The 16,686-nt window shown below is 34.4% G+C and carries 13 protein-coding genes; 7 read left to right on the forward strand and 6 right to left on the reverse strand.

All coding sequences use genetic code 11. The features are described 5' to 3' along the window. Positions 1-27: 27 nt before the first annotated feature. Positions 28-2,661: a type I DNA topoisomerase gene (gene topA, locus U9966_RS07685; RefSeq protein WP_306347694.1), complete on the reverse strand. Its 2,634-nt coding sequence runs from the start codon at positions 2,659-2,661 to the stop codon at positions 28-30. Positions 2,662-3,010: 349 nt separating this feature from the next. Between topA and U9966_RS07690 the strand changes: the two genes are divergently transcribed. Together U9966_RS07690 and U9966_RS07695 are read left to right on the forward strand one after the other, a co-directional pair. Further along, positions 3,011-3,424: a DoxX family protein gene (locus tag U9966_RS07690; protein WP_306347693.1), complete on the forward strand. Its 414-nt coding sequence runs from the start codon at positions 3,011-3,013 to the stop codon at positions 3,422-3,424. A 42-nt stretch (positions 3,425-3,466) separates the two neighbouring features. Continuing rightward, positions 3,467-3,835 (forward strand): catalase family protein, encoded by a 369-nt coding sequence (locus tag U9966_RS07695; protein ID WP_306347692.1) that lies wholly within the window; start codon positions 3,467-3,469, stop codon positions 3,833-3,835. A 34-nt stretch (positions 3,836-3,869) separates the two neighbouring features. On the opposite strand, the gene U9966_RS07700 is transcribed toward U9966_RS07695, so the two are convergent. The 5 genes from U9966_RS07700 to U9966_RS07720 all read right to left on the reverse strand — a co-directional run bounded on the left by U9966_RS07700 (position 3,870) and on the right by U9966_RS07720 (position 10,333). Beyond that, positions 3,870-4,550 (reverse strand): HAD family hydrolase, encoded by a 681-nt coding sequence (locus U9966_RS07700; protein ID WP_306347691.1) that lies wholly within the window; start codon positions 4,548-4,550, stop codon positions 3,870-3,872. Between the two features lie 53 nt (positions 4,551-4,603). Next, the gene (locus tag U9966_RS07705) at positions 4,604-8,296 is read right to left on the reverse strand and encodes a DEAD/DEAH box helicase (protein WP_306347690.1); all 3,693 of its coding nucleotides are present in this window, start codon (positions 8,294-8,296) and stop codon (positions 4,604-4,606) included. 70 nt (positions 8,297-8,366) lie between these two features. After that, positions 8,367-9,716, reverse strand: coding sequence for a metalloprotease PmbA (gene pmbA / locus U9966_RS07710; RefSeq protein ID WP_306347689.1), 1,350 nt, complete (start codon positions 9,714-9,716; stop codon positions 8,367-8,369). 15 nt (positions 9,717-9,731) lie between these two features. Next, on the reverse strand, positions 9,732-10,028 hold the full coding sequence (locus tag U9966_RS07715; protein ID WP_306347688.1) for an addiction module antidote protein: 297 nt from the start codon (positions 10,026-10,028) through the stop codon (positions 9,732-9,734). 2 nt (positions 10,029-10,030) lie between these two features. Beyond that, the gene (locus U9966_RS07720) at positions 10,031-10,333 is read right to left on the reverse strand and encodes a type II toxin-antitoxin system RelE/ParE family toxin (RefSeq protein ID WP_306347687.1); all 303 of its coding nucleotides are present in this window, start codon (positions 10,331-10,333) and stop codon (positions 10,031-10,033) included. 255 nt (positions 10,334-10,588) lie between these two features. Between U9966_RS07720 and yjgA the strand changes: the two genes are divergently transcribed. The 5 genes from yjgA (at position 10,589) to priC (ending at position 16,683) form a co-directional block, all read left to right on the forward strand. After that, positions 10,589-11,116, forward strand: a complete 528-nt coding sequence (gene yjgA / locus U9966_RS07725; RefSeq protein ID WP_306347686.1) for a ribosome biogenesis factor YjgA — start codon at positions 10,589-10,591, stop codon at positions 11,114-11,116. 275 nt (positions 11,117-11,391) lie between these two features. Next, positions 11,392-12,591 carry an acetate kinase gene (locus U9966_RS07730; protein ID WP_306347685.1) on the forward strand — a complete coding sequence of 400 codons (1,200 nt, stop codon included), beginning with the start codon at positions 11,392-11,394 and terminating at the stop codon, positions 12,589-12,591. A gap of 63 nt (positions 12,592-12,654) precedes the next feature. After that, positions 12,655-14,799 carry a phosphate acetyltransferase gene (pta, locus tag U9966_RS07735; RefSeq protein ID WP_306347684.1) on the forward strand — a complete coding sequence of 715 codons (2,145 nt, stop codon included), beginning with the start codon at positions 12,655-12,657 and terminating at the stop codon, positions 14,797-14,799. A gap of 438 nt (positions 14,800-15,237) precedes the next feature. Then, the gene (locus U9966_RS07740) at positions 15,238-16,032 is read left to right on the forward strand and encodes a YdcF family protein (protein WP_306347683.1); all 795 of its coding nucleotides are present in this window, start codon (positions 15,238-15,240) and stop codon (positions 16,030-16,032) included. A 123-nt stretch (positions 16,033-16,155) separates the two neighbouring features. Then, positions 16,156-16,683 (forward strand): primosomal replication protein PriC, encoded by a 528-nt coding sequence (gene priC, locus U9966_RS07745; protein WP_306347682.1) that lies wholly within the window; start codon positions 16,156-16,158, stop codon positions 16,681-16,683. The last annotated feature ends 3 nt before the right edge of the window (positions 16,684-16,686 follow it).

The raw sequence follows: 16,686 nt of genomic DNA on the forward strand, positions 1-16,686 counted from the left end.
TAGGAAACTTTTTGTATATTAAGTAAATTATTTCTTTCTCTTTGTGGTAGTTTTGACTTTAGTTGTTCTTTCCACCCACTTACCATCAATATAGTCTACCAGCCATTTAGTGGCTTTGCCCTCTTTTTCAGAAGTGACATATTGACGTTTTTCTTTACGGCTAAAACGAATAATGGCTTCGTTACCCTCAGGATCTTTTTGAGGTGCGTCTGCTAGATAACGTAATTTTTCAGGTAATCGATCTTTAAACTGTGCTAATTCTGCCACCTTTGGTGAGCGACTTTCACGAGATTTAGGGAAATTATGTGCCGACATAAATACACCACTCGCCCCATCACGCAGTACAAAATACGCATCCGATTTTTCACATTTTAATTCTGGGAAATGGGTTGGTTCTTCACGAGGAGGCGCCACTTCACCATTTTTAAGAATTTTACGGGTATTTTCACATTTGGTACACGCCATATATTTACCAAAACGCCCTAATTTTAGGTGCATTTCAGCTTCACACTTATCACACTCAACAATAGGACCGTCATAACCCTTAATTTTAAAACTACCCTGCTCAATCAGATAACCATCACAATTTGGATTATTACCACAAATATGTAATTTACGTTCAGGATCCACTAAGTAGCTATCCATTGCTGTATCACATTTTGGGCAACGTTTACGATGTAATAATGCGTTAGTTTCTGAATCTTCATCTAATACGTTCAATAATTCCGCTTCTGGAATTAAATTGATTGTTTTTTTACAACGCTCTTTTGGTGGCAATGCATAACCTGTACAACCTAAGAAAACCCCTGTACTTGCGGTACGAATAGACATATTACGCTGACAATCAGGGCAAGCCACATCAATTTCGACGATATTATTCGGACGCATTCCGCCTTCTAATTCATCTAGTTCTGCTTTAGTGAGTTTTTCTGAAAAATCTTTAAAGAAACGGTCTAATTCCTGCTTCCAATTGCTATTTCCTGAGGCAATTTGATCAAGGGCATCTTCCATATTTGCCGTAAAATCATAACTCATCAGTTCACTAAAGGATTCATCAAGACGATCAATCACGATTTCGCCCATTTTCTCTGCATAAAAACGGCGGTTTTCTAATCTAACATAACCACGATCTTGAATGGTTGAAATAATCGCTGCGTAAGTTGAAGGACGACCAATCTCTTTTTTCTCTAATTCTTTTACTAACGCTGCTTCACTAAAACGTGCAGGCGGTTTGGTAAAATGTTGTGTTGGTATGATTTTGTTTAAAGTTAATACTTCATTTAGGGTTAATTCGGGTAAAACTTGATCTTCCGCTGATTTCCCTAATAAAGGTTGTACTTTTGTCCAACCATCAAAACGTAATACTCGTCCTTTGGCTTTTAGTTCATACTCCCCTGCAGTAATGGTTAAGCTTGTAGAGTCATATTTTGCTGCTGTCATTTGACAGGCTAAAAATTGTCGCCAAATTAACTCATATAAACGTACTGCATCTTTATCTATTGCTACTAAGTCACTGGATTTTGTTGCCACATTTGACGGACGTATCGCTTCGTGAGCCTCTTGAGCATTGCCTTTACTGGAATAAATATTTGGTTTTTCAGGCAAATAATCCGCACCAAATTTACTTTCAATATAACCACGAGCCATCGTTAACGCATCTTGACTTAAACTCGTAGAGTCGGTACGCATATAGGTGATATACCCTGCTTCATATAAACGCTGAGCTAACATCATTGTTTTCTTTACCCCAAAACCTAAACGTGTGCTGGCACTTTGTTGTAAGGTTGAAGTAATAAAAGGCGGTTTTGCTTTTGATGAAGTCGGCTTTTTATCCACTTTACTGACTACAAAAGCACTAGATTGTAATGCTTTAACCGTTTGCTCTGCTTCTTGTTTATTCTTCGCTGACCATTTTTTACCTTTAAAATGGGTTAAATCTAAAGTGATTGCCCCATTTTTTGCGGTGTTTTGTGTAGCCACTTCCCAAAATTCTTCGGGTAAAAAAGCTTTGATTTCACGTTCACGCTCAACTAACAGTTTCACGGCAACAGATTGCACTCGTCCAGCCGATAAACCTCTAGCAACTTTTTTCCATAGTAATGGAGATACCATAAAGCCCACCACACGGTCTAAGAAACGTCTTGTTTGTTGTGCATAGACACGATCCATATTTAAATGTTTAGGGGTCTCAAAGGCTTTCTGAATAGCATTACGTGTAATTTCATTAAACACCACTCGACTAAAGCGACTATCATCTCCTCCGATCACTTCACGTAGATGCCACGCTATCGCTTCTCCCTCTCTATCCAAATCGGTTGCGAGATAGATATGATCGGCTTTTTTGGCTTGGGCTTGTAAATCTGAAACGACCTTTTCTTTACCGGGTAAAACCTGATAATTCGGTTCCCAATCGTGATAAGGGTCAATCCCCATTCGTTTGACTAATGCTTTACGGTCTTTTTCTGCTTTAATTTTTGCTTTCTGCTCGGCGGTCATTCCTTTCGTTGAAATCGCTTTTACTTTTTCACCAGAGCTACTGCCAGTGGTGGGTAAATCACGAATATGTCCTACACTTGATTTCACCACATAGTCCTTGCCTAAATATTTATTGATTGTTTTGGCTTTTGCTGGAGACTCCACAATTACTAATGATTTTGCCATTAAATATACCTAAAGTTAAAATATCTGAAAAACCATAGGAAAAAAGCATTTTTCTTCCTATGGTCTATAATTATTATTTTAAGATAGCAAGGCTTTTTAAAAAATACAATAAAAATATCAGGATAAGATCGTGTTTTTCTTAAAAAAATGAGCTATATGTTCTAATATTGCCTACTTTCGTTTGAATAATTAATCATTAAGGATGAGAACAATTATTCCTTTATTTAAGATTGATAAATATCTCTATTACTATAATAGTTAAAAATAATGGAAATTATATTGAACATTATGAATATTTACGTTACTTTAAAAACATTCATACAATAACACTAACAAGGTAAATAAAAAAATGCAAAAACTAAAACAATATGCCCTAATTTTCCTCCACTACTTACTTGTTATCTTTATGATAAACGCAGGTATTCAGCACTTTCTCAAAGTGGATTTTTATATGCCCTTTGTACCACGATTTTTACCATTTACAGAATTTTTTGTCTATTTTTCAGCGGTAATTGAAATAATTTTAGGCGTATTATTGGCGGCTAGGTTTAATCATATTCGCCCTTATGGTAAAACCATTGCCACTTGGTCAGCATTGGCAATATTTATGATGTTTTGGGTGTTTTTACCGATACATATCAGTGATGTATTTATGGAAGATCCTGCTATCGGTACGCATAAACTAGCACTAATCCGTGTACCTATTCAGTTTGTGTTTATTGGTTGGGCGTGGGTGGTTTATCGATTTTTAAGTAATCGGTAAATACGGTACAATGAAAATCAGCTATCTGTAATAGCAAATGGCGTGAAGAATCACACTAGCCCACTGGATATTTCTTATTGGAGTACAACCTTTGATTTTTATGTGCAAAAATTTATTGATGAAAAGCAAACTCCGATAGAAGATGCTAGCGTGCAATGGAAAAGTCCTTTTATTAAAGTGGCAATCTTAACTATTCCACAGCAAACAATGAATACACCTGAACGCTTTGCACTTGCTGAACAACTTTCTTTTTCACCAGCAAATGCCGTCAAAGCACATAAGCCATTAGGCGGACTAAACCGAGCAAGAATTGAAATCTACAAAACATTATCAAACTATCGCCATAGAACAAATCAAGAGCGGTTAATTGAACCAAGTATGATAGTGTTTGAAGCAGTTAAATCATATTAAATTTTAACAAAAATACGTTTCCACACCTATGTATTTAAAGATAATTTTTAAGATCTGAAAAAGTGTGTATTTCGATAATTCCTTTATCGTTATACTCGCTTTTTTTATTTGCTAAGTTTAACCAAAAAGCGTCAAGCCCGATATTTCTCGCCCCTAAAATGTCTTTCTCAACGCTATCCCCTATCATACAAACTTGCTCTATCGGTAAACTGAGTTTTTGTAATCCCTGTAAAAACATAAAAGGGTGTGGCTTTTCGTGTCCTGTTGCTTCACTGGTTACAATATGTTTCACCTTATCCGCCAAACCTAATTGCTGAATTTTTCTAAACTGAATATGGCTGGTTAAATCGGTAACAAAGCAAACCTGCTCCCCAAATTTATCAAAAAATTCGTCTACAAAAGGAAAAATCTGCATATTTACTAGGAATGTATCCCAGTAAATATTATAGATTTGTAATCCATAACGCAGTGGATTGATACCCAAATCTTCCAGCATTTTTTGAATATAAAGCAAGCGATTATGAGAAGATCCTGTGCCTTGCAAAATAAAATGCGTTTTGTTGCGAGCTTGCATATACGCATTTCTCACCACATTTTCATCAAGGTTGAACTCAGTTTTACAAAACTGCACCACATTATCTAAGGCAATTTTATTCGCAGAAGTATAATCGTAAATGGTGTCATCAATATCTAACAAAAAACCTTTGTATTTCAAATTATTTCCTTTTTTGCAAAAAGTGATAAAAATATTACCGCTAGTAAAATATATTAACTAAACAAGGCTTTTACCTGTGCCTTATCAAATGATTTGGTATCTTTATCAACCTGAATAATACTCTCTGATACCCGCTTCTTATCAGATTGTAATGCCATAATTTTTTCTTCTATCGTATCCTTACAAATCATTCGGTATGCAATAACGTGTTTATCTTGACCGATACGATAACAGCGATCTATCGCTTGATTTTCTACGGCAGGATTCCACCAAGGATCAAGTAAAAATACATATTCTGCTTTGGTTAAATTTAGCCCTGTTCCACCTGCTTTTAAGCTAATTAAAAAGACTTTTACTTCATCATTCTCTTGGAAGTTTGAGACGCGTTTTTGACGATCCATTGTTTGTCCATCTAAATATTCAAAAACAATCCCTTCACTTTCTAAACGTGCTTTTACTAATGAGAGCATTGATGTAAATTGTGAAAAAATTAAGATCTTACTTCCTTGTGTCATAATTTCTAACACATATTCTAATAATATGTCTAACTTAATTGATGCTTTGGTATAGGAGCCCTCTCCATCATCTAATAATTGTGGGGCATTACAAATTTGGCGTAATTTAGTTAAGCCTTGCAATATGTGTAATTGCGTACTTTGCTCCCCTTCTTGCTCCATTTTATTTAAAAGTTCAGTACGATATTTCTCTTTGAAAGCATCATAAACTTGACGTTGCTCTCGCTCCATTTCGCAAAATATAATATTTTCTGTTTTTGGCGGTAAATCCTGAGCAACCTGTGATTTTGTACGTCTTAATAAAAACGGATAAACCATTTTGTGCAACAATGTTGCAGCTTCAACATCTTTCTCTTTGTCTATTGCATCAGAAAATGTTGTTTTAAAATGCTTCATACTACCGAGCATACCTGAGTTGATAAAATTCATTTGAGCATAAAGATCAAAAGTATTATTTTCTATCGGTGTTCCCGTTAAAGCTAGACGATTATTCGCTTCAAGTAATCGCATTGCTTTGTATCGCTTAGAATTTGGATTTTTCATCGCTTGACTTTCATCAGCAATAATATAACTAAATTTCTGTTGTTGTAAATTTTCAATATCATTAACAACCGTGCCATAAGTCGTAATCACAACATCTACTTCATTCATCAAAGAATATTTATCGTGACGTGACATACCTGTATAAATAAGCACTTTCAGATTAGGTGCAAATTTTTCTATCTCTTTTTGCCAGTTAAAAATAAGTGAAGTTGGTGCAACAATTAAATGTGGTGAGCTAATTGAAATCTTACTATTTTCTTTAAGATATAGGAGTAAAGCAATGGTTTGCAATGTTTTTCCAAGTCCCATATCATCTGCTAAGCAACCGCCTAAATGATTATTATGTAAAAATACAAGCCAATTAAAACCTTCTTGTTGATAAGGGCGTAACTGTGCTTGCAAGCCTTTTGGTATCGCAATATTCTCAACAGCTTTATTATGCAACTGTTCCAAACTCTGTTTTTTACGATACAGCTCTTTTAAAAATTCAGGTTTCTTTTCTAATTGCTCATACAATTCATCTAACAGATTAAACTGGTAATGAGAAATTTGAATACCATTCTCCCCAACTTTTCCTACTTTAAAATAATTTGCAATTTTTCTAAGCCATTTTTCAGGTAAAATTCCCATACTACCGTCTTTTAAACGAACAAATTTTTGTTTATTTAATACCGCTTGTTTAATGTCTTTTAATGCAACTTTTTCTTTACCAAATGAGACTTGAATTTTAAGATCGAACCAGTCTATTTCTGAATCTACTGCCAACTTAATTGTCGGAGTATGCAAACTATAATTAAAAGATTTAAGATCCTTAACACCAAATAATTCAATATTATGCTGTTGTAGTTTTTGAGATATTTTAATTAGCCATTCATCTTCAAGTAATTTATAAGGTGATAAGTAAAACTTCCCTTGTTGATGAGCAAAATCAGGGTGCAGACTTTGAAAATAATCACTAAACGCTTCTTCAAACACTTTATCTCTTTGAAGCCACTGTTGTGTTTTCTCATCAAAAATAGCTTCATTACTATCAACTGTTACAAAACAATCCCCATAACGAACCCCTAACTTAAAGACAATATACAATTCTTGAAAATCAGAAATATAAATTTCTTTATGTAATATCAGATCAGAAGGTAAAGGTTTAGGCGTAACAAGATTATGTACTACATCAAAGTGCTTGCTTAATGGGTGTATTACATTCGTTAAAATAGCCTCTTGCTCTAAACTTGGAAAGTTAATTTCTGATTTAAAATTAAATTTTTTTAAATAGACAAAATCTTTCGGAGAATCAAAGAAATGAAGGGTTTTCCCATTTTTAATACAGAAAAAAGACGTAATGAAGAGTTCACTATCATTAATTTTATACTCTTTATCATCTATACAGATTTTAGGAATGACACTAATACGCTGTTTTGTTTTTTTAACCTTAAAGAAAAGTTTCGCTGAACTATCAGAAAATATTACAGATTCAATATTTTTACGAGCAAAATTAGTATCACGATCAGGTTTTATAAAAAATGGATAACTGTCTTTATGATTATCAATAAAATGCTTAAATTTCACATAAATTTCTGATAATGAACTAAGTTGATCAGCTCTAATCCTAAACTCTTCTAATTCACTCACTAATGCAAAAGCCTGCACCAACATCTGCTGCTCTTGTTCTTCACGAGCATTGAAATAATCAAGAAAATTATGGTCATAAATAGGTTTTAATGCACTTGAAATCTCACGCGTGTTTTTCTTAAATTTACCGTGAAATAATACAAAATCAAATTTTGAAGCACTGTGCCAACTTTGTTTAATACAAAATCCAAAGCCCGAAGTTTCAGGGCTATGCATTTTTTCAGGTAAAAGATCAAGGGCGATTTCATCATTTTCACTTAATAATAACCCTTTTTGTAATGCATCAGTTTTTACATAAAAATTAGGAATTTTACTCACTAAAGTGGCTTTTTCATTTATAACTTTAATATCAAAATAACTTTCATATTTATAATCAATACTATTTTCTTGAAAATACCCCTGAATAAGTTTCTGTTTGTAATCTGGATCAAAAAAATCTTTACCTAAATTACAAATGATTTTTAATAAAGTCAGAATAACGAAATCAAAGTATTCTTTCTCTGTATTTTTCATTTCAAAACGTAATATTTGCGTATTGATATCATATTGACATAATATATGAATATTATTACAAACAATCCCTTCAACCTCGCTTTCTGTTACTTTTTTTAATCTCACATCATCAAAAGAAAAATAACTCGGATAGATGTCTCGTAACTTCAATAGCATATCTTCTGAGAGAAGATGATCAACAAGTTGAATTTCTCCTTGCTGAAATTTTTTTATCACGTCATCAGGAAGATCACACTCGACTTTATCATCTTCCTCCATTAAATTATTGTTCTCATCAATTAAAAAATCACTAATATAATTAAGTGCTGCAACCTCGTGCTTACATAAGCCACCAAAGTTATAAGGGCAAGTACAATTTGTAAAAATTGCCCTTTTTATAAACTCAATATCAATATGATAAGGTTCTCGCTTAGTTCCTTTATAAGTAAAAATATAGCTCCCATTTTTCTTACCTGAAAAGTGCAATAAAATATTTTCAGCTCGTTTTTGTATTTTTAGGTCAGCATATTTGTCTATATAATCTCTTATTTTTTCTCTTATATTCATTATAATTTACCAAGTAATTTTTTATTTAAGGGAGTAATATTTTTGTAAAAAGTGATAAAGATCTTACCGCCTACTCCCCTGAAATTTTCAAACTCTCCAATAAAATTGCCCCTGTTTGAATATTTGATCGCAACTCCACATCATCACTCACAGCAACTAAATTTTGATACATATCTTGTAATCTACCCGCAATGGTAATTTCTGCAACTGGATATTGAATTTCGCCATTTTCTACCCAAAAACCTGATGCACCACGAGAATATTCCCCTGTTACCCCGTTAATGGCACTGCCCATCATTTCCGTTACAAGTAAACCCGTTCCCATTTCTTTGAGTAAAGTTTTTAATCCGCCTGTTCGATTTGATTTCACGATCCAGTTATGAATGCCACCTGCGTGTCCTGTGGATTTTAGCCCTAATTTACGTCCACTATAACTGGTAACAAGGTAGGTTTCTAAAATACCTGCTTTAATAATTTCTCGATCTTGGGTGCGTACCCCTTCGCTATCAAATGGTGATGAAGCTAATTGGCGTAATAAATGTGGGTGTTCTGAAATTTCAAACCAATTCGGTAAGATTTGTTCACCGAGTTTATCTTGCATAAAGCTCGCTTTACGATATAACGTACCGCCACTGATCGCCGTTGCTAAATGACTAATTAAACCCGTTGCCACTTCATTGGCAAAAATCACAGGGACTTCTCTGGTGCTTAATTTTTGAGGATTTAAACGTTTTACCGCTCTCATTGCTGACTGTTCACCTACCCATTTTGGTGATTGTAACTGATTAAATTCACGTGAAATCGTATAAGCATAATCACGCTCTAATTGATCATTATAAGCTGCAATCACACTGGTAGAAAGTGAATAGCGGCTTGAAAGATAACCTTGCAACATTCCGTGTGTATTACCATACATTCTCACACCACTGTGTGAATTAAAGCTGGCTCCTTCACTGTTTACAATTCGTTTATCAAAATTTAACGCACTATGTTCAGCTTGAATTGCCATTTCAATAGCTTGATCGACATTGATATCTGCTTGATGATATAAATCTAAATCAGGGGGATCAAAGGCTAATAATTCTTTATCTGCTAAACCTGCACATTCATCTTCTGAGGTATATTTTGCAATAGCCAACGCAGATTCCACCGCTTGTTGAATGGATTTTGGTTGTAGATCTGAGGTGGATGCATTGCCTTTTCGTTTGCCCAGATAAACCGAAATTCCAAGTGACCCATCGTTGTTAAATTCGATATTTTCTGTTTGTTCTAAACGAGTAGAAATTGATAATCCTGTAACTTTAGTAACGGCAACTTCTGCCTCTGCCCCTGCTTTTTTTACAATATTTAATGCAAAACTAACCGCTTGTTGTAATGTTTCTTTTTGTTGTTGTAATTCTTCTTTTTTATTTAGTGCCATTATTTTTCCTAATCTTTATATAACTTGTTTTTGTTTAATTTCAAAAGTCAAATTTAACGCTTGCATTACTTTTAAAACGGTATCAAAACTAGGGTTGCCATCTTCTGATAATGCTTGATATAACCCTTTACGACTAATCCCTGTTTTACGAGCGAGTTCACTCATATTACGTGCTTTTGAAACAGTCCCTAATGCAAGTGGTAACGCTTTTAAATCACCACTTTCAAGCATTTCATTTACATAAATTGCAATAGATTCTTCATCCACTAAATATTTAGATGCATCAAATTCTTTTAAATCATCAAGCTTCATCTTTAAACTCCTAATTCTTTCGCTATTTTATTTGCCTGTTTAATGTCTTTAGATTGCGTTGTTTTATCTCCACCACATAGTAAGATAACTAATACACCATTATAATTTTTAAAATATACCCTGTAGCCTTTTCCTTCAGGAATACGTAATTCAAATATACCACTACCAACTGATTTATGATCACCTAAATTACCTATTTTTAAACGATCAATTCGTGCTGATATTCTTGCTACTGCTCTAAAATCTTTTAAGCTATCTAGCCACTTATCAAAAATAGGAGTGGTTCTAACACTGATTTTTTTCATTTCTAAAGTTTGTTTTGGTAGATTTGATAAAAGTGTAACCCTTAAGTAACACAAAAACAAGTTTTATTTTATGGCGTATTCTTTAAAAAGTTAGACACAATTATTCGAAGTCTTATTAACCAAGCAATAAAACTCCCTTTAGTTACATAATTACTATAAAAGTGAAGTGGTATTATAAAAATAAGTAGTACAATTTTCCCTATTTTTTGCAAATTTTGTTACACTATCTCTATTTAACAGATATAGAGAATGAATATGGCTAAGAAAAAGCATAATGAAATAGATTGGACAGATGATGAAGAAGAGATCATCTGGGTCAGTAAAAGTGAGATAAAACGAGATGCGGAAGATTTAAAAAAATTGGGCGCTGAACTAGTTGAATTATCAATCCCTAAACTAGATACTGTACCTCTTAGTGAAAAATTAAAAGAGGCGATTACATTAGCACAACGTTTAAAAATGGAGGCTCGTCGCCGTCAAATTCAATATATTGGAAAACTGTTGCGTCAATGTGATATTGAACCCATTCAAGACGCCCTAGACAAACTGAATAATACCCATAAACAACAGCAAGCAATATTACACAAAATTGAAATTATCCGTGAACAATTAATCGAACAGGGTGATGCCGCAATTAATCATTTAATGACGGACTACCCTACGCTAGATCGTCAAAAATTACGTAGCTTGATTCGTGGAGTTCTAAAAGAAAGAGAAAATAATAAACCACCAAAGAATTTTCGTGAAATCTACCAATATCTGAAAGGAATAATGTTAAATTAATTCTTATAAAACAATATATTATAAAAACAAGCGGTGACATTATACGAAAAATTTGCAAATTTTTTAATACAAGTTACCGCTATGATCTATTCATCATTAAAATAGTAACACTCAACTTTATTTTAAAAAATAAACTTTTTTTGAAAATTTTGATAATAATCAAGATATAACAATTTATTTTAACTGCTAAAAAGTGTATCCTATGCAAGAATTTCTAATGCACATTTTATTGTGTAATTTTATCCACTTATAAATAATTAAAATAGGTCTATTTTATGTCTAATAAAAATTTAATTCTTATCCTTAACTGCGGTAGTTCATCTTTAAAATTTGCAGTACTTGATCCTGTTACGGGTGATGAAACCTTATCAGGTCTTGCTGAAGCGTTTCATCTTGAAGATGCTCGCATTAAATGGAAGTTAAATGGTGAAAAAGGAAGTGCTGATTTAGGTGCAGGTGCTGCACACACACAAGCGTTGGATTTCCTTGCAAAAAATATTTTAACCGATGAATTAAAACAGAGTATTGCAGCGATCGGTCATCGTATTGTTCACGGTGGAGAAAAATTCACTGAGTCTGCCGTTATCACCGATGAAGTTATCAAAGGTATTGAAGATGCGGTTGAATTTGCGCCTCTTCACAACCCTGCTCATTTAATTGGAATTAAAGAAGCATTTAGAATTTTCCCTGAATTAAAAGAACGTAACGTTGCTGTTTTTGATACAGCATTCCACCAAACAATGCCAGAAGAAGCTTATTTATATGCTATTCCTTATGCAATGTATAAAGAAAATGGTGTTCGTCGTTACGGTGCTCACGGTACAAGCCACTATTTTGTGAGCCGTGAAGCAGCAAAAACATTAAATATTGCTGAAGACAAAATTAATGTAATTACTTGCCATTTAGGTAATGGGGCATCTGTTGCCGTTGTTCGTGATGGTAAATGTATTGACACATCAATGGGCTTAACACCTTTAGAAGGTTTAGTGATGGGTACCCGTAGTGGTGATTTAGATCCTGCTATTCTTTTCTATATGTACAATACTTTAGGTATGAGTATGGCAGAGATTGATGAAACATTAACCAAAAAATCTGGATTATTAGGTTTAACTGAAGTTACTAGTGATTGTCGTTACGCAGAAGATAATTATGATAAAGAAGCACCAGCCAAACGTGCATTAGATGTATTTTGTTATAAACTAGCGAAATATATTGGTTCTTATATGGCGGTAATTGGTGATCGTTTAGATGCAATTGTCTTTACAGGTGGAATTGGTGAAAACTCTTCATTAGTTCGTGAATTAACCTTAAATCATTTGAAACTATTTGGTTATCAAATAGATGAAGAGAAAAACCTAGCAGCACGTTTTGGTAAAGCTGGTATCATCACAAAAGAAGGTACTCCAGTATCTATTGTTCTTCCAACAAATGAAGAACTTGTGATTGCAAGAGATACGGCTAAACTAACCGCATAATTTAATTATTAAAACCTACCTAGAAGTAGGTTTTTTCTTTTTATTGACCATAGGAACTATACAATGTCTAGAACTATTATCCTTATTCCAACGACTGCTGGAGTGGGTTTAACCAGTGTGAGTTTAGGATTTGTTCATTCTCTTGAACAAAAAGGGGCTAAAGTGGGTTTTTTAAAACCTATTTCTCAACCATCAAATGGAAATGACGAATTAGATCGTTCAACAAGCATCATCAGAACATCACAAACCGTTGAGGTGGGTGCTTCAATAATGTTAAGTGATGCAGAAACATTAATTGGTGAAAACCAAACCGATGTGTTATTAGAAAAAATTGTTGAACATCATCAAAAAATTGCTAAAGATAACGAAATTATTGTGGTTGAAGGGGTCATTCCTACACGTAGAAGTGCTTATGCAAATCATATCAATTATGAGATTGCACAAACTTTAGATGCTGAAATTATTTTGGTTGCTGCTCCAGGAACAGATACACCAGAACAATTAAAAGAACGTATTGATGTCGCTGCCTCTGAGTTTGGTGGACGTAATAATCCTAATTTATTAGGGGTAATTATTAATAAGTTTAATGCCCCTGTTGATGAAACGGGTCGAACTCGTCCTGATTTAACAGAAATTTTTGATTCATTCCAACATTTAAATCGTAATATAAATGTAAAAGAATTACATCGTTTATTTACAAAAAGCCAAGTGAAACTACTCGCTTGTGTAGAGTGGAAACCTAAATTAATTGAAACACGTGCTATTGATATTGCAAAACACTTAAGTGCAACCATTATTCAAGAGGGTGAATTACATACTCGTCGTATTCGTGGTGTTACTTTCTGTGCAAGAAGCTTACCAAATATGATCGAACATATGAAAGCGGGGTCATTATTAGTGACTTCTGCCGATCGTCCTGATGTGATTATTGCCGCCGCACTTTCTATTATGAACGGTATCGAAATTGGTGCAATTCTACTTACAGGTGGATACAAATTAGATTTAGGTGTAAGAAATCTGTGTCAACAAGCTTTTGAAAAAGGTGTGCCTATTTTCCGTATCGAAGGAAATACGTGGCAAACAGCCCTTAGTTTACAAAGTTTCAGTTTAGAAGTTCCTATTGATGATAAAGTGCGTATTGAAAACATCAAACAATATGTATCAGAACAACTTTCTAGTGAGTTTATTACTCAGATTACTAACGATACAGCACGTACTAGACATCTTTCCCCTGCCGCATTCCGTTATCAATTAACTGAATTTGCTCGTGCAGCTAAAAAACGTATTGTACTACCAGAAGGTGATGAACCTCGTACTGTAAAAGCAGCAGCACTATGTGCTGAACGTGGTATTGCAGACTGTATTTTATTAGCACCAGCTGCAGATGTACAACGAGTCGCTGAAGCTCAAGGGGTTCAACTTGGTAAAGGTGTAACGATTATTGATCCTGCGACTATCCGTGACAACTATGTTGATCGTTTAGTTGAACTGCGTAAAAACAAAGGAATGACTGAAGTTGTTGCTCGTGAGCAATTATTAGATAATGTTGTTCTTGGTACAATGATGTTAGAAGCAGAAGAAGTAGATGGCTTAGTATCCGGTGCTGTACACACCACAGCAAATACAATCCGTCCACCTATGCAAATTATCAAAACTGCACCAGGTAGCTCAATTGTTTCTTCAATCTTCTTTATGCTATTGCCAGATCAAGTACTGGTTTATGGTGACTGTGCAGTAAACCCAGATCCAAATGCAGAACAATTAGCCGAAATTGCTATTCAATCTGCGGAATCAGCAAAAGCATTCGGTGTTGAACCCCGTGTTGCGATGATCTCTTACTCAACAGGGACATCAGGGTCTGGTGCAGATGTTGAAAAAGTAAAAGAAGCAACACGTATCGCACAAGAAAAACGTCCTGATTTAATTATTGATGGACCTTTACAATATGATGCTGCCGTTATGGAAGATGTGGCTCGCTCTAAAGCACCAAACTCTCCAGTTGCAGGTAAAGCTACGGTATTTGTATTCCCTGACTTAAATACAGGTAATACAACTTACAAAGCGGTACAACGCTCTGCAGATCTTGTTTCGATCGGTCCAATGTTACAAGGTATGCGTAAACCAGTGAACGACTTATCTCGTGGTGCATTAGTTGATGATATTGTTTATACAATCGCATTAACTGCAATTCAAGCGACACAAGGTTAGTTTTTTACCCCCCTCCTAACCTCCCCCCGCAAGCGGAGGGAGGGATTTTTACCAGCGGAACCTCCTTCACTTGCGAGGGTGGGATTTTTACCAGCGAACCTCCTTCACTTGCGAGGGTGGGATTTTTACCAGCGAACCTCCTTCACTTGCGAGGGTGGGACTTTTATCAGCGAACCTCCTTCACTTGCGAGGGTGGGATTTTTACCAGCGAACCTCCTTCACTTGCGAGGGTGGGATTTTTACCAGCGAACCTCCTTCACTTGCGAGGGTGGGACTTTTACCAACAAATTTCCCTCCTCCGCTTGCGGGGGAGGGCTAGGGAGGGGGCATTACCCTGTTTTTGAGTTTAAAAAGGGTTAATAATATCCCTTCCTACCTATTTATTTGTTTGTTATACTGAATACTCATTAAAATAATCCCACAAATTTATAAAATATAATGAGTTTATTTCTTAAAACTGGACGTATCATTTTACTCATTATCGGTATGATACTGATAATTGACTGCTCTATATTATTTTTATTTCTAAAATTCAATTTTGGCACAGTTGTTCCTTTTTTAATTGGCGTGATTTTTGTTGCTCATGCTATTTTTTGGAAAAGAATTCAGGATTTTATTGCTCAAAATAAATGGCAAAAAAGAGTGTGGGATCTACTGTGGAGCTTGTTTATTATTTGGTTGATTAGTTTCGTGATTTTTGTACTCGCCCTTGTGAAACAAATTAACTCACAACCTCCTGCAACAAAGATACAAGCAGTGATCATTTTAGGTGCAGGTGTAAACGGTGATAAACCAACTCCAACCCTTGCTAGTCGATTAGATAAGGCTGTGCAAATTATTCATCAACAACCTACTTTGCCTACAATTATTACAGCAGGAGGTGTTGATTTTGGACGTGATGTGAGTGAAGCATACGTTATGGCAAAATACCTACAGGAACAGCATCGTATTCCCATAAAAGTGATTAATCAAGAAAACAAAAGCCAAAGTACTGAGGAAAATTTATTATTTAGCCAGCCGATTTTAATAAACAAAGGGATTAGTCCAAATACAGATAAAATTGCTATTGTAACTAATGATTTCCATACTATTCGAGCAAAAGCTATTGCCCAAAAACAAGGCTATAATAATGTTATTACAGTAGCAAGCACTACCCCTTTATCTATTCGTTTTAATGCGTGGTTTCGGGAATATTTTGCATTTATTAGTGGTTGGCTACTCAGAGAATATTAAAAATCTGGTATAAATAAGACATTTATTGTAAATCGCTTTTATTAAAGTAACAATTGTAAATTAAGAGTATAAGCAGTAAGATTTTGCTTAAAATTTACCATTTTTTAGCGATATATTAAAACTATGACATTCAACAATTCAATTCATCACGAGTTAGCAATATTTGAGCCTTACTTGGCACAATCTATAACGATCTATACTCGTTGTTTTTCACAACAAACTCAAACTGTCCAACAATTTGTAAACGAGATTGAACAAACGGCTCAAATACTCTCTAAACTCACTCAAAATGATATGGCTGAATTTTATTCAGATAGGCTTATTTTACAATATCGTACCTTACAGAAAGGGATTGAACGATTAAAAAATAAAACTCATCAAAATGAAAAAATGCGTAAAAAGTTTCAATCATCGTACCGCTTCCCTAAAAATATTCACGCAATGCGACCGTCAAAACGTTTAGAAGAATATAAAAAAGCATTGCGTTTACTTAATGATAAAATCAGTTGGATTATTGAACAAGGCTATGATGCTCAAACAATGGATGATAAAACTTACTGGCAGATTAAATTACAAGAAACCGATTTTCGCAAACAAAAATGTTTAGATGCCATTGAAAAAACAGAAGAAGAGTTATTAAAAAGTAGATAAGAT

Source organism: Pasteurella atlantica (assembly GCF_963693435.1).
In the GTDB taxonomy this organism is placed as follows: domain Bacteria; phylum Pseudomonadota; class Gammaproteobacteria; order Enterobacterales; family Pasteurellaceae; genus Phocoenobacter; species Phocoenobacter atlanticus.

Coding starts and splice junctions, on each gene's coding strand:
- U9966_RS07690 (WP_306347693.1), top strand. CDS start 3,011: ATGCAAAAACTAAAACAATATGCCCTAATTTTCCTCCACTACTTACTT.
- yjgA (WP_306347686.1), top strand. CDS start 10,589: ATGGCTAAGAAAAAGCATAATGAAATAGATTGGACAGATGATGAAGAA.
- pmbA (WP_306347689.1), bottom strand. CDS start 9,716: ATGGCACTAAATAAAAAAGAAGAATTACAACAACAAAAAGAAACATTA.
- U9966_RS07705 (WP_306347690.1), bottom strand. CDS start 8,296: ATGAATATAAGAGAAAAAATAAGAGATTATATAGACAAATATGCTGAC.
- U9966_RS07740 (WP_306347683.1), top strand. CDS start 15,238: ATGAGTTTATTTCTTAAAACTGGACGTATCATTTTACTCATTATCGGT.
- U9966_RS07715 (WP_306347688.1), bottom strand. CDS start 10,028: ATGAAGCTTGATGATTTAAAAGAATTTGATGCATCTAAATATTTAGTG.
- U9966_RS07720 (WP_306347687.1), bottom strand. CDS start 10,333: ATGAAAAAAATCAGTGTTAGAACCACTCCTATTTTTGATAAGTGGCTA.
- priC (WP_306347682.1), top strand. CDS start 16,156: ATGACATTCAACAATTCAATTCATCACGAGTTAGCAATATTTGAGCCT.
- pta (WP_306347684.1), top strand. CDS start 12,655: ATGTCTAGAACTATTATCCTTATTCCAACGACTGCTGGAGTGGGTTTA.
- U9966_RS07730 (WP_306347685.1), top strand. CDS start 11,392: ATGTCTAATAAAAATTTAATTCTTATCCTTAACTGCGGTAGTTCATCT.
- topA (WP_306347694.1), bottom strand. CDS start 2,661: ATGGCAAAATCATTAGTAATTGTGGAGTCTCCAGCAAAAGCCAAAACA.